The sequence below is a fragment of the Aeromonas sp. 603607 genome, assembly GCF_049171595.1.
In the GTDB taxonomy this organism is placed as follows: Bacteria; Pseudomonadota; Gammaproteobacteria; order Enterobacterales; family Aeromonadaceae; genus Aeromonas; species Aeromonas veronii.
Genome location: NZ_JAAKOV010000002.1, coordinates 217,647 through 231,229, shown reverse-complemented (window position 1 = coordinate 231,229; position 13,583 = coordinate 217,647). Strand labels below are relative to the sequence as shown.

Annotated in this window: 9 protein-coding genes; 5 read left to right on the top strand and 4 right to left on the bottom strand. The window is 61.5% G+C overall.

Annotated features, from left to right (window positions below; all coding sequences use genetic code 11):
• Positions 1 to 141 precede the first annotated feature (141 nt).
• Positions 142 to 2,247 (top strand): TonB-dependent hemoglobin/transferrin/lactoferrin family receptor, encoded by a 2,106-nt coding sequence (locus G5315_RS04020; protein ID WP_421332517.1) that lies wholly within the window; start codon positions 142 to 144, stop codon positions 2,245 to 2,247.
• Positions 2,248 to 2,536: 289 nt separating this feature from the next.
• Positions 2,537 to 3,691: a 3-phenylpropionate MFS transporter gene (locus G5315_RS04015; protein ID WP_421332516.1), complete on the top strand. Its 1,155-nt coding sequence runs from the start codon at positions 2,537 to 2,539 to the stop codon at positions 3,689 to 3,691.
• Positions 3,692 to 3,768: 77 nt separating this feature from the next.
• Here G5315_RS04015 and G5315_RS04010 read toward each other — a convergent pair whose 3' ends face one another.
• From G5315_RS04010 to G5315_RS04000, 3 genes are read right to left on the bottom strand one after another with little or no spacing between them, the layout of a single operon-like run.
• Positions 3,769 to 4,986 carry a hypothetical protein gene (locus G5315_RS04010; protein ID WP_421332515.1) on the bottom strand — a complete coding sequence of 406 codons (1,218 nt, stop codon included), beginning with the start codon at positions 4,984 to 4,986 and terminating at the stop codon, positions 3,769 to 3,771.
• 6 nt (positions 4,987 to 4,992) lie between these two features.
• Positions 4,993 to 5,202 carry a helix-turn-helix domain-containing protein gene (locus G5315_RS04005; RefSeq protein ID WP_201949611.1) on the bottom strand — a complete coding sequence of 70 codons (210 nt, stop codon included), beginning with the start codon at positions 5,200 to 5,202 and terminating at the stop codon, positions 4,993 to 4,995.
• Positions 5,203 to 5,209: 7 nt separating this feature from the next.
• Positions 5,210 to 5,821 carry a DUF2975 domain-containing protein gene (locus tag G5315_RS04000; protein ID WP_421205065.1) on the bottom strand — a complete coding sequence of 204 codons (612 nt, stop codon included), beginning with the start codon at positions 5,819 to 5,821 and terminating at the stop codon, positions 5,210 to 5,212.
• 346 nt (positions 5,822 to 6,167) lie between these two features.
• On the opposite strand from G5315_RS04000, the gene G5315_RS03995 reads away from it, so the two are divergent.
• A complete protein-coding gene (locus G5315_RS03995; RefSeq protein WP_421332513.1) occupies positions 6,168 to 9,623 on the top strand; it encodes a NahK/ErcS family hybrid sensor histidine kinase/response regulator in 3,456 nt (1,151 codons plus the stop codon).
• 16 nt (positions 9,624 to 9,639) lie between these two features.
• Here the strand turns inward: G5315_RS03995 and G5315_RS03990 are convergent, their stop codons facing one another.
• Positions 9,640 to 10,251 carry an arylesterase gene (locus tag G5315_RS03990; RefSeq protein ID WP_421332511.1) on the bottom strand — a complete coding sequence of 204 codons (612 nt, stop codon included), beginning with the start codon at positions 10,249 to 10,251 and terminating at the stop codon, positions 9,640 to 9,642.
• A 56-nt stretch (positions 10,252 to 10,307) separates the two neighbouring features.
• On the opposite strand from G5315_RS03990, the gene G5315_RS03985 reads away from it, so the two are divergent.
• Positions 10,308 to 11,003, top strand: coding sequence for an ABC transporter ATP-binding protein (locus G5315_RS03985; RefSeq protein ID WP_421332509.1), 696 nt, complete (start codon positions 10,308 to 10,310; stop codon positions 11,001 to 11,003).
• Between the two features lie 36 nt (positions 11,004 to 11,039).
• Complete coding sequence (locus tag G5315_RS03980) at positions 11,040 to 13,487, top strand: ABC transporter permease (protein WP_421332507.1); 2,448 nt, start codon at positions 11,040 to 11,042, stop codon at positions 13,485 to 13,487.
• The last annotated feature ends 96 nt before the right edge of the window (positions 13,488 to 13,583 follow it).

Below are 13,583 nucleotides of genomic sequence, written 5' to 3'. Positions count from 1 at the left end.
GAGAATAAGGGCAACACAGGGCGACAGTGTAAAACCAATTTGGTTCAAAACAAATGAGAATGATTTCGTTTCTTGTTGATCTTTGTCGAGAGCCGGGTAATATGCGGCCTGTTTGATAACAGTTCTCAATAAGGATTCGCTGTGACCCATCATAACGCACTCTCTCTGGTTGCCCTCGCCGTGGCGGCCGGTCTCTCTTCCCAGGTCTTTGCTGCCACCCAGAAGGCGGATGAAGTCGTGGTCGTCAGCGGCTCACGGATGGAGCAAAAACTGGAAGATGTCTCCGGCCCCATCTCGGTGATCACCGCCAAGCAGATTGAAGAGCAGGTCGTCACCAACGTCGCCGACCTGTTCCGCTATGAACCCGGTGTGACTGTGCTCGGCGGTCAGGGGGATGCGCAGACCTTTATCATCCGCGGCATGGGTGAAAACCGGGTCAAGGTGGTGCGCGACGGTGTGCGCCAGAACGATGCCTACAGCAAGGGCGGGGTTGGCCAGAGCTACTTTGATACCGATATGATCAAGCAGATAGAAGTGGCCAAGGGGCCCGCTTCTGCCGCCTACGGCTCCGATGCGCTGGGTGGCGTGATTGCCATCACCACCAAGGATGCCAGCGATTTCCTCAAGGGCAAGGATAGTTATCTGGACGTGACCAGCGGTTACGCCTCCAGCAGCCACCAGAAGATGGCGGGCTTTACCGGCGCCTTGCGCACTGGTGAAGTGGAGAACCTGCTGCGCTACACCTGGCGCGATGGCGGTGTGACCCAGAATTTCGACTCCACCAAGAACGACTTCGATATCGGTACCCACGCCCTGCTGCTCAAGAGCAAGTGGAACCTCTCCGATGAGCAGTTCCTCAAGCTGACCGTTGACTACCTGACCGATGGCGAGGAGCCGGATGCGGTCAAGCTCAACAAGGTCGGTACCGGCACTGCCCGTGTCTTTGATCAGCCCATCACCGACAAGCAGACCGACAACCTCTCAGTGGTGCTGGATCACGGCATCGCGCTGAATCAAGGCTGGGCCGATCGGATGGATAGCAAGGTCTATTTCGCCCGCACCAAGCAGACGCTGGATCAGTACGCCTCATCCAAGTATCCAGTCAGCCCCGGCAACCCCTATGTGACCAAAAACTCGCTGGATCACAACGTGTTCGATCAGAAGAACATCGGCGCCCAGCTGCAGTTCCACAAGGCGGTCGCCAACCACCGCCTGGCCTGGGGGGCTGAATACGAGCACACCGATAACGAACGTACCCGTTACAAGGGGCCGACGACTCCCGGTGATTTTGTCGGCTACAACGAGCTGAGTTTCCCGGCTACCACCAGCGAGCGCAGTGCCCTGTGGGCCTTTGACGAGATCAAGTTTGGCGAGCGCTGGGTGCTGACCCCGGGTGCCCGTTATGACTACTACCGGATGACCCCGGACAACGATCCGGCCTACACAGGCGACAAGCTGCACAAGTTCTCCGAAGGGGAGTTGTCACCCAAGCTGGGTCTGGTGTTCAAGGCCCACGAGGCGGCCAACCTGTTCGCCCAGTACAGCCACGGTTTCAAGGCCCCCATGTATGACAGCGCCTTCTCCACCCTGAACCATCAGGCTTACGGCTATCGCATCGAGCCCAACCCGAACCTCAATCCGGAGAGCAGCGACGGCATCGATCTTGGCGTACGTGGCAGCAGCAACGGCTTCAGCTATGAAGTAGCCAGCTTCTACAACAAGTTTGAAGACTTCATCGAGATGGTGGAAGTGGGCAAAGAGGGGCGCACCGCCGTCTACCAGTACCAGAACCTGAGCAAGGCGACCACCAAAGGGGTCGAAGCCAAGGCGGATTACTGGCTCAACGACATCGTCAATGTCTGGGGCAACCTTGCTTACATCGAAGGCAAGGATGGGGATGGCAACTACATCAACAGCCTGAGCCCGCTCAACGGCTCGGTCGGTGTGCGTCTGGAACAGTCCCAATGGAACTTCAACACCGCGCTGCGCTTTGCTGACGACATGGACAAAGTCCGTAAAGACAGCAAAGGCAACGATTACGTGAAGAGCGCCGGTTGGGGTGTGGTGGATATGTACGCCCAGTTCAACCCGATGAGCGATCTGCAGCTCAACGTCGGGGTCTTCAACCTGTTTGACAAGGAGTACACCAGCTACGAGCGCATCGCCGGTCGTGCCGAGGGCTCCGATAACAGCATGATGACCGAACCGGGCCGCAACCTGAGTGCACGGGTCAAATACGTATTCTAAAGAGCAAACAACAGACGCAGATGATCAAAGGGGCTTCGGCCCCTTTTTTGTCGCCGCCATGTTGTGACGATGGAGCAGAGCAAATGTTTGCCTAAAAAAGAAACCCGCCGTGGGCGGGTGGAAGGATTGCAACACTAACCAGGAGGAGGTGTTACCAGGTAGACCCCACCTCTTCGGTAATAGTTCAATTTTATTGAATTTTTTTCGTTTTCTGCGCAGAGTTTCCATCGGGATCTGCGGGGGAGGATGGGTTATCATTCTGCTCCCGTCATCCGGTTGCAGAGGATCTATGCCCGCGTTTTCCTGGTTAGCGCTCTTTTTCGGCGCCTTCTATTTTGTCTACGGTGCTTACTTGCCGTTTTGGTCGCTCTGGCTGGAGGGGGTGGGCGTCAGCGCCGAGATGATCGGTCTCCTGCTGGGGGCGGGGATGGCGATCCGTTTTGCCGGCAACCTGATGGTGATGGGGCAGATCAAGGGGGCAGGGCATCTGCTGCCAGTTACCCGCTTGCTCTCCCTGCTCAGTCTACTGGCGTTTCTCGGCTTCTACCTCAGTCATAACCTCTGGTGGCTGGTGGGCTTGACTCTGCTGGCGAACTTTATCTATCCGACCCTGATGCCGGTGGGTGAGGCGCTGGCGACCCGCATCGTGGTGCAGGCTCACCTCGATTACGGCAAGGTGCGGCTATGCGGTTCCTTTGCCTTTATCGTCGCCTCTACTCTGGTGGGGGCGCTGGTGGGCAACTTCGGTAGTGACTGGATTTTGCACACCATGGTGGCGGGGCTGGTGCTGATGCTGCTGCTCAGCTGGCTGCCGCTCTATCCGGCGCCACAGGATAGTCAGGGCGAGCGCGCCAAGGCGTCCTTGCTGGCAACCCTGCGCAGCGCACCGGTGCGCCGTTTCCTGCTGCTGACCGCGCTGCTGCAGGGGAGCCACGCCGCTTATTACGGTTTCAGCGCAATCTACTGGAAGGCGCAAGGATATAGCGGCACCATCATCGGCTATCTCTGGGCGCTCGGAGTGGTGGCGGAGATCTGTATGTTTGCCGCCGACAAGCGTTTTTTGCAGCGCTTTGGCGCCCAGAGTCTCTTTATCGCCGGTGCCATCGGTTGTGTGGTGCGCTGGGTATTGCTGGGTGCCTCGACCGAGCTATGGGTGTTGGTGCTGGGGCAACTGCTCCACGCGGTGACGTTCGGCATGAGTCATCTCGGGGCGGTGCGTTTTATGACCCGTCAGCTACCGGCCGAGCAGTTGATCCCGACCCAGGCGCTCTATGCGGCCCTTGGCCTCGGCATGACGGTGGCGGCCCTGATGGCTGTCTGCGGCGTGCTGTTCGAGCCACTTGGCGGCGGCATCTTCTTCCTGATGGTGCTGGTGGTGTTGCCGGTGTTCTTCCTGCGGCTGCGCCCCTTTGCGCCCTCTGCGCAGGAGAGGGCTCCAGCTTGATATTTGTCTATTTGAATCATCACCTAACAAAAGGGAGAGCCACGGCTCTCCCTTTTTCGTTGCTGCGGTTTGCGGCGTTACTGCTGCTCGCCAAGATAGAGGCGGCTGAGACGGCGCCAGGTGTTCGAGCCGATGGTGCCGGCAAGTAGTTCATTGGAGGCGGCATCAAAGCGACCATCCAGCAGCCAGCCCAGTTGGGGCAGCAGTTGGGCCAGCGTCACGTCATTGTGTTGCAGCTCCCGCTCCAGCGCTTCCCAGAAGGCGCTCCCCTTGACGTAAAAGAGCGGGTAGTAGGAGCGATCGCCAGCCATCACCTCGCGGGCCGCCCGATAGAGACCACTCTCGCTATGGGGCAGCTGTTTGCCCCGCTCGGCCAGCTCGTTGACCGCCGTGACTTGATGCAGCCGAAAGCGGCGCAGCGCCTTGATGGCGAGGTACTCGGCGAGGCTCTCGTTGACCCAGGTGGGTTGTGGAGCAGAGTGGCGAGCGCTCAGGATATGCACCGCCTCGTGGGCCGAGGTGCGCAGCAGGCGCAAGGGGGCCTGTGGCGTCGGTTTGCCAGCCTCGGTGGGGTAGTTGGCGACAAACACCTGATCTCCGGCGGCGCCGCCGAGAGAGCGGGTCGCCACATCCCGTCCCAGCCACACCAGTTGCCACGGGTGAGTGGGTGGATCCACATCGAGCTGGAAGGCCAGATAGTCGATGATCTCATTCAGTTGCTGCTGCAAGGCCGGCAGATCGAGCTGATTGGCGGTCTCGTCATGGCTCAGCACCAGCCGCGGATCCGGCTTGGTGACGGGCACAGTTTGCAGACCAAATGGCAAGATCAGCGGTGGCTGGTTGACATCCGGTAACGGTTGGCAGCTGCCATCCGGCAGACATACCTTCCCTTGGCGGCTCCCCTGCTGGCGCACAAAGTTACCCCATTCGGTCAATAGCCACTGGTTGGGAGCGAACAGAAGCGACTGTTGGGCCGAGGCATCCGCACCCACTGTCGGAGCCGGTGTGAGCGTGATCTGCCAGCCAACCTCTTTGCAGGAGAAGGGCTGGTTGAGGGCAACCGGCTGGTTGTCTGCAAGGCAGACCAGCGCGGGGGAAACCGGCGTGGCACTGCCCGGCAACTGACGAGCGGGGAGCAGGGTAAAAGGGGGCTTGCCCTGCATGGTGAGGCGCACTTGCAGCACATTGGCGCTGGCGCCCCGCTCGATAAGATAGCGGGGGCCGCTCGCGTCATTGCCAGCGCAGGCCCACAGCGGCAGCAGCCACAGGGCAAACAGGGTGATATGACGACTCATAAGGGGTTAGTGCTCCTGCTCGTAGCCCAGCAGATCGCCGGGCTGGCAATTGAGTTCACGGCAGATGGCCTCCAGAGTGGAGAAGCGCACCGCCTTGGCGTGGCCATTCTTGAGGATCGAGAGATTGGCCTCGGTGATGTCGATGCGCTGGGCCAGCTCGCGGGCGGTCATTTTGCGCTCGGCCAGCAGGGCATCGAGGCGGATGATAATGGGCATAGGATCCTCACACCGTCAGTTGCTGTTCATCGGCCAGCAGTTTGGCCTCGCGCATGACCAGTGCCAGCGCCGAGACGATCAATCCGGCCAGCAGCAACTGAAAGTTTGAGGAGCTGATATTGATGGTGCCGTGCAGTTCAGGGCCTTGCAGAGTGAGCGCTATATCCAGCAGTGGCGTGGTGATGATCTCGGCGATGAAACTGGCACACAGCAGCAGTCCGATCATTTTGTAACGACGGATCTGGTCGAAGGTGAACAGCATGGCGCATCGATAGCCACGAAACAGCTGGAGCAGTTGCCACAGGATGAGCATGAAAACTACATCAGGCAGCAGCATGACCAAGGTCGCCAGCAGGCGGGTACCCATATTGAGGGGGTAGTCGGCAATCGAGGGGGCCGTAGTGGTCACTACTGGTGAGGGCATGTTCAGTGGGACATTACTGAGTGTGGAACCGTCATTCACTGCCAGGGCATCGACCAGCTCCTGATGCAGATAGTCGTTGCCACCCAACAGGTGTGACCAGGCTCCCATGACGGTCATAAGTGGGGTGGCCACCAGTGCAAATAGCAGAACCCACTCGATTAGGCCGCTCATTCGTTCGAGCTTGTTGTGTTTCATCGTTTATCTCCAGATGGAATGTGACAGAAAGATTAGGGCTATGAACGGTGCTGCCAGCAGGGTCAGCAGCAGGCACCATTCGATAAGGTCGCTGATGTGTCCGAGCGTATGGTGTTTCATCGTTTCACCTCTTGCTTGAAAGAGAAAAAAGATGGAGCGTGCGCGCATGAAATTATTGTTTATCAATAAACAGACGCTAGTGTTTATCGTTTTGCGATATAGAGTCAAGGCTAAACTTATTGAAAAACGATAATTTCAATCTGTCCGAAGGGGATGACTTTTGGCAGCAGCCTCTCTAGACTGGCGAGGTTGTATACAAAAACTCAACATGGACAAGGAGTTATCGATGCACCAGGGATGGCTGCTGATCGGATTGTCGCTCACCTATCTGGGGCTGCTGTTTCTGATCGCCTTCGTGGCAGACAAGCACAAACGGCACCGTCTCAAGGGGCAACCGCTGCTCTACAGCCTGTCGCTGGCAGTCTATTGCACCTCCTGGACCTTCTTCGGCACCGTGGGGCAGGCGAGTGAATCGCCCTGGTCGCCGGTGCCCATCTACCTTGGCCCCATGCTGGTCTTCCTTTTTGGCTGGCGGCTGCTGGCCCGCCTTATTCTGGTGGCCAAGCGCGAGCACATCACCTCCATCGCCGACTTTATCGCCGCCCGTTACGGCAAATCCCAGCGGCTCGCCATGGTGATCGCCCTCATCGCCATCATGGGGATCCTCCCTTATCTGGTGTTGCAGCTCAAAGCCATCGTCACCGGGCTGGATCTGCTGATGGTCAACAGCGGCGGCATCAGCCCGACCAGCAATACCAGCGAGCTGGCGCTCGGGGTCACTCTGCTGCTGGCGCTGTTCAGCATCCTGTTTGGCACCCGCCATCTCGATGCCACCGAGCACCACAGGGGGATGGTGGTGGCCATTGCTTTCGAGTCGGTGGTCAAGTTGCTGGCCTTTATCGCGGTGGGGGGCTTTGCCCTCTGGCTGATCCTGAGCAAACCGGGCGAGGCTCACGAACAGGTGACCCGCGACTTTTTTGCGCAGGTGGTGGCGGTGAGCCCCGGTAACCTGCTGGAGCTTGCCATCTATACGGTGCTGGCGATGTGCGCCGTTATCTGCCTGCCGCGCCAGTTTCATGTGACTGTGGTGGAGAACAATCAGGGGCAGGATCTGCACTGGGCGCGCTGGATCTTCCCGCTCTACCTGTTCGTGATGGGGCTCTTTATCTGGCCGCTGGCACTGGCGGGCAAACAGTGGGTGGGGGCTGACATGGCCTCCGACACCTATGTGATCAGCCTGCCGATGGCCCTCGGTTTCGATGGCATGGCGATGCTGGCGTTTCTCGGCGGCACCTCGGCGGCCACCGGCATGGTGATCGTCTGCACCATCGCACTGGCGATCATGGTGAGCAATGATCTGGTGCTGCCGGTGCTGCTGCGCCGCTTCTGGCGGCAGGGGCGTGACGAGCGGCTGGTGCGGCTGCTGTTGCAGGTGCGCCGTGGCGCCATCCTGCTGATCTTGCTGGCGGCCTGGGGGCTTTACCTCTGGCTCGGCGATCTCACCAGCTTGTCGCGCATCGGTTACCTCTCCTTTGGCGCGGTGGCCCAGTTTGCGCCGGCCCTGCTGCTCGGCCTCTACTGGCGTCACGGCAATCGCAAGGGGGTCTATCTTGGGTTGAGCCTCGGGGTGAGCCTCTGGTTCGTGACCCTGCTGGTGGAGAGCGGGCTGCTGGCCGGTTCACCGCTGGCTGAACTGTTGGCGCCGCCGGACTGGCCCGCGTTTCGCGAGCTGAGTCTCGGGGCCTGGTGCATCTTCCTGAGCCTGCTCTTCAACCTGCTCGGCTATGTGGCAGGCTCGCTTCTGTCGCGCCCTGCGGTGAGCGAGCGGCTGCAGGCGGCCAACTTTGTCGGCAAGCCGAGCCGCGATACCGCCGCCCTCTATCAGGCGCGGGTCTCGGTCAAGGAGCTGGAGATGCTGGCGGCTCGTTTTGTCGGCTCAAGCCGGGTCAAGCGCGCCTTTGGTCGCTTCGCCGGTGAGCGGGGCGGCACCCTGGCGCCCCAGATGCAGGCCTCGGCCGAGCTGATTGCCCACACCGAACGGCTGCTGGCGGGGGTGTTTGGCACCTCGTCGGCACGGCTGGTGCTTGCCTCTGCCCTGCAGGGGCGCAACATGCAGCTCGAGGAGATCGCCACCATAGTCGATGAGGCCTCCGACGTGTTTCGCTTCAACCGAGGCTTGTTGCAGGGGGCGATCGAGCATATCGGGCAGGGGATCTCGGTGGTGGATAGGGAGCTTCGGCTGGTGGCCTGGAACCGCCGCTACATCGAGCTGTTCCACTATCCGCCGGGGCTTATTCAGGCTGGGCGCCCCATTGAAGAGATCATCCGCTACAACGCCCAGCAGGGGCTCTGTGGCCCCGGCGATATCGAGGATCACGTGGCGCGGCGGGTCGCCTTTATGAAACGCGGCAGCGCCCATATCTCGGCGCGGGAGCGCCCGGACGGGCGGGTGATCGAGATGCAGGGCAACCCCATGCCCGCCGGTGGTTTCGTCATGACCTTTACCGACATCACCCCGTTTCGTGATGCGGAGCGGGTGCTGCGCGAAGCGAACGAACATCTGGAGGCGCGGGTGGCCGAGCGTACCTGTGAGCTCTCCGAACTCAACCGCCAACTATTGCTGGTGAACCAGCAGGTGGAGCGGGCCAATCAATCCAAGAGCCGTTTTCTGGCGGCGGTCAGCCACGATCTGACCCAGCCCCTCAATGCGGCCAAGCTGTTTACCTCCTCCCTGCTGGAGATGTTGCCCGATGCTGGCGAGCAGGCCCGCATCGCCCGCCATATCGACGATGCGCTGGGGGCGACCGAGGATCTCATCACCGATCTGCTCGATATCTCGCGGCTCGAAGCGGGCAAGTTCAAGGCCAAGAAGCTCGACTTTGCCCTGCGCGATCTGCTCGACAACCTCAAGGCTGAGTTTGGCGTGTTGGCGCAGGCGGGGGGGATCCACTTCTCGGTGGTGGAGAGCAAGCATGCGGTACACAGCGATGTGCGGCTGCTGCGTCGGGTGCTGCAGAACTTCCTCACCAATGCGTTTCGCTACAACCCGGGTGGCCGGGTGCTGCTCGGTTGTCGCCGGATGGGGGAGAAGATCCGCATCGAGGTATGGGACAACGGCCCCGGCATCCCGCAGGACAAGCAGGAGGCTATTTTTGACGAGTTCTCCCGCCTCGATCACTCCCGCACCGCCAAGGAGCAGGGGCTGGGTCTGGGGCTCGCCATCGCCCGTGGCATCTCGCAGGTGCTCGGTCATCAGCTCACATTGCAGAGCTGGCCGGGCAAGGGATCGGTCTTTGCGGTGACCCTCAATCTGGCGACCCGGCCGGTCACGGCCCATCAGCTGGCGGCGCCGGTGGCGCGCGACAGCCAACTGGAAGGGGTGGCCGTGCTCTGCATCGACAACGAGCGGGACATTCTGACCGCCATGAGCACCCTGCTTTGCCGTTGGGGCTGCGAGGTGCGCTGCGCCGTCGATCTGGCCGAAGCCGAGGCGCTGGTGACAGAAGGGTTTGTGCCGCGGCTGGTGCTCTCCGACTACCACCTCGATGATGGCAAGACCGGGTTGGAGGCGCTCGCTGTCCTGCAACAGGTGTGTGGCGACGAGCTGGGAGGCATCATCATCAGTGCCGATCGCAAGAGCGAGTTGCAGGCGCAGATCCGCGATCGGGGGTATGGCTATATCAGCAAACCGGTCAAACCGCTCAAACTGCGGGCCCTGATGAACAGCCTGCTGCTGAGTTAAACAGGGGAGATGTTTCTTATGGCTCCATAAGGGGCTCAATAAAACCGGCTACCTTGTCGCGGATCTTGGGCTGGGCCGCAGGGGTGGGATGAATACCATCGTTCATCATAAGTTCAGGGCGCAGCGCAATATCATCCATGAAGAAGGGCAGCAGGGGCAGATCGTTAGCCTGGGCCAACTCGGGAAAGATCTGTTCGAACTGGCGCAGATAGCGGGCACCGTAGTTGCGGGGCAGCTGGATTTGGGTCAACACCACACGGGTCTGCTGCTCCTTGGCGAGCGCGATCATGCTGGCCAGATTCTGGCGGGTAATGGTCGGTGCGAAGCCGCGCAGGCCATCGTTGCCCCCCAGTTCGATCAGCAGCCAGTCCGGCTTGTGCTCCTTCAGCAGAGCGGGCAGACGGGCCAGCGCCCCTTGTGTCGTTTCACCGCTGATGCTGGCATTGAGCAGGGTGTGTTTGCCCCCCTCCTCCTGCCATTTCTGGTTGAGCAGGGCGGGCCAGCTCTGCTCAACCTGCATCTGATAGCCGGCGCTCAGGCTGTCTCCCAGCACAAGCAGGGTCTGGGCCTGAGCCGACGAGAGCAGGCTGCCAAGGCCAACCAACAAGACAAACAGAATACGCACCATCAATTCAACTCCCGCTATGGATTGTCATCAAGGGATTGGAACAAAGGATACAGAGCATGAGTTCAACCCCCATTATTGTCGTCAAGGGCCTCGGCAAATCGGTTCGCCTCGGCCAGGAAAGCCTCACCATCCTTGAAGGGATCGATCTGCAAGTCAATAGCGGCGAGACGGTGGCTCTGGTCGGTGCCTCCGGCTCCGGCAAGTCCACCCTGCTGGGATTGCTGGCCGGGCTCGATATGCCGAGTCAGGGGGAGATCGAGATCCTCGGCAAATCTCTCGGTGAGCTGGATGAGGAGGGGCGGGCCCGATTGCGCGCCGAGCAGATCGGCTTTGTGTTCCAGTCGTTCCTGCTGCTCCCGACCATGACGGCGCTGGAGAATGTGATGCTGCCCGCCGAGCTGCGCGGCGAGCGGGATTGCGAACCAAGAGCCCGCGAGCTGCTGGCGGCGGTCGGGCTTGGCGAGCGGTTGCATCATCTGCCGCCACGGCTCTCCGGCGGTGAGCAGCAGCGGGTGGCCATTGCCCGCGCCTTTATGACTCGTCCCAGCCTGCTGTTGGCGGACGAGCCGACCGGCAACCTCGACAGCAAGACCGGCGAGAAGGTGATCGAGCTGCTGTTTGAACTCAATCGCAAGCACGGCACCACGCTAGTGGTAGTGACCCATGACCATCAGCTGGCCGAGCGTTGCCAGCGGCAACTGGTCATGACGGCGGGTCGGCTGGATCGCGAGGTGGCCCATGATGTGGTGTAACGGGGTGAGCTGCGGGTCAGGCGGGAGATGCAAGGGATGATGCAGTGGCGATTGGGATGGCGACTGCTGCGCCGGGAAGGTTTCAGCGGCGAGCTGCGCTGGTTTGTGCTGGCGCTAGCGCTTAGCGTGGCGTGTGTCTTGAGTGTGGCATTGGTGGCGGATCGGCTCGATGCCGGACTCAAGGCGTCGGGCCGCGACTTTATCGGAGCGGATCGGGTGCTGCGCACCGCCGCCGCCCTGCCGGATGGCTGGCTAGCCCGGGCTAAACAGGATGGCTTGGCGGTGCAGACCACCGTCAGCTTCAACAGCATGCTGTTTCACGGCGACGCGCTGCAGCTTGCCTCCATTCGGGCGGTGCCCGATGGTTTTCCCTTCTACGGCAAGCTCACTCTGGAACCTGCCCGTGCCCCGGCCCCCGGCGAGATCTGGCTCTCCGCCCGGGTGATGCAGCTGCTTAAGGCCAAAACGGGGGATGAGCTGGAGGTGGGCAATACGGTGCTCAAGGTGGCAGGCCTGCTTGGCGAGGAGCCGGATCAGGGCTTCAGCCCCTTCCTGCTGGCGCCGCGTGCGCTGATCCACAGTGCCGATATCGAGGCGACCGGTGCTCTGCTCCCCGGCAGCCGCCAGCAGTGGCGCTATCTGTTCAAGGGGCCGCGGGAATCGCTGGCCCGTTACGAACAGTGGCTGCTGCCGCAATTACAGGCCGGACAGAAGTGGATCAAACCGGATGACAGCGAATCCCAAGTGGGTCGCTCGCTGGCCAATGCCGAGCGTTTCTTCCGGCTTGCCTCGTTAAGCGGGGTGTTGCTGGGGGCGTTGGCGATGGGGATTGCTGTGCGCCACTTTGCCGAGCGCCAGACCAATATGGTGGCGCTGCTCAAGACCCTGGGGGCATCTCGTCGCTCGCTCTGGCAACTGATGGGAACCCTGTTGCTGTCGCTGACGCTGATCGGTGCGTTGCTGGGTCTGGTGGCGGGCACAGCCATGCAGTGGATCACCTTGCAACTGCTGGGGGACCTGCTGCCGCCGGATCTGCCACCCCCCTCCTGGCGCCCCTTTGCGCTGGGGGTGGCGGTAGCGCTCTTTATCACCATGCTGCTCGCTTTTGTGCCCTTCTTGCGTCTGCTGAAGGTGCCGCCGCTGCGGGTATTGCGCCGGGAGCTGGAGGCGGGTATTCCCCCCTGGCTGGCCCTGCCGGTCGGCCTGTTCGGGCTGTTTGCGCTGGTCTGGGGCTTTACCGCCGATGTGCGGCTGGCGCTGGGTCTGGTGGGTGGCATGGGCTTGCTGATGGGGCTGCTGGCCCTGCTGGCGGCGCTGATGTTGCGGCTGGGAGTAAAAGTGAGCGGGCCTCATGCCTTGCGGTTGGCGCTCGCCCACCTGTCGCGCGAGCGCAGCAGTGGCCTGTTTCAGCTGGCGGGCTTTGCGCTGGCATTGATGCTCTTTGGCTTGCTCTGGGCGGCCCGGGTCGATCTGCTGGATGAGTTTTCGGCCCGTCTCCCGGTTGATGCGCCCAACCGTTTTCTGGTCAATGTGGCCGAGAACGAGCGGGAGGGGATCCTGAGCGAACTGGCGGCAGCTGGGGCCACCACTTCCGATTTCTATCCCATGGTGCGTGGCCGGCTGACCCATATCGCCGGTGAGGCGGTGGGCGAGGGGGCCAGCAGTGGCCGTGAAGGGGTCGATCGGGAGCTCAACTTCACTACCACAACAACCCTGCCAATCGACAACAAGTTGGTGGCCGGGAAATGGCTCGCTGGGCCCGGCGAGGTGTCGGTGGATAGCGAGCTGGCCAAGCGGCTTGATATCAAGCTGGGGGACATGCTCGCCTTTACCATCGAGGGGCGCAGCTTTGGCGCCAGGGTCACCAGTCTGCGCAGCATCAAGTGGGACAATATGCGCCCCAACTTCTACATGATCTTCTCCGAGGATCTGCTGGCACCCTTCTCCCGTACCTGGCTTGGCAGCTACCGGCTGCCCGAGGCGGGGCGCACTGCCGAGGTGGAGTTGATCCGCCGCCACCCCACGGTGAGTCTTATCGATGTGGATGACCTGATTGCGCGGCTCACTCAGGTATCGGAGCAGGTGAGCCGGGCACTGGCGCTGATGCTGGGGCTGGTGACAGTGGCCGCGCTGCTGGTGCTGCTGACCCAGACCCAAGCCAGCATGGCTCAGCGTCGGCGCGAACTGCTGCTGATGCGCACCCTGGGTGCCAGCAGCGAACTGCTGAAAAAGATGCTGCGTTGGGAGCTGGTGGCCAGTGGTGCGCTGGCGGGGCTCTGCGCCGCCATGGTGGTGGAGCTCTGCTCCTGTGGCCTGCAGTGGTGGTGGTTCGAGGGGCTGTGGCAGTTCCACTGGGCCATCTGGCTTGGCCTGCCGACTCTGGGGGCGCTGTTGGTGACGCTGGCGGGGCAGGGGATGCAGCGCCAGCTGCTGGCTGGCACCCTGAGCGATCGGCTGCGGGGGCTGGGTCAGGGACTGTTGTAATCCGGCCAGCGCGAGCCGATACACACAAGGTGCAATAGCGCAGCCGCAATAAGCAAGCAGCCCGGCCTTGGTCGGGCTGCTTGCTATGCGAGGTGC

Coding starts and splice junctions, on each gene's coding strand:
- G5315_RS04015 (WP_421332516.1), top strand. CDS start 2,537: ATGCCCGCGTTTTCCTGGTTAGCGCTCTTTTTCGGCGCCTTCTATTTT.
- G5315_RS04010 (WP_421332515.1), bottom strand. CDS start 4,986: ATGAGTCGTCATATCACCCTGTTTGCCCTGTGGCTGCTGCCGCTGTGG.
- G5315_RS04005 (WP_201949611.1), bottom strand. CDS start 5,202: ATGCCCATTATCATCCGCCTCGATGCCCTGCTGGCCGAGCGCAAAATG.
- G5315_RS04000 (WP_421205065.1), bottom strand. CDS start 5,821: ATGAAACACAACAAGCTCGAACGAATGAGCGGCCTAATCGAGTGGGTT.
- G5315_RS03995 (WP_421332513.1), top strand. CDS start 6,168: ATGCACCAGGGATGGCTGCTGATCGGATTGTCGCTCACCTATCTGGGG.
- G5315_RS03990 (WP_421332511.1), bottom strand. CDS start 10,251: ATGGTGCGTATTCTGTTTGTCTTGTTGGTTGGCCTTGGCAGCCTGCTC.
- G5315_RS03985 (WP_421332509.1), top strand. CDS start 10,308: ATGAGTTCAACCCCCATTATTGTCGTCAAGGGCCTCGGCAAATCGGTT.
- G5315_RS03980 (WP_421332507.1), top strand. CDS start 11,040: ATGATGCAGTGGCGATTGGGATGGCGACTGCTGCGCCGGGAAGGTTTC.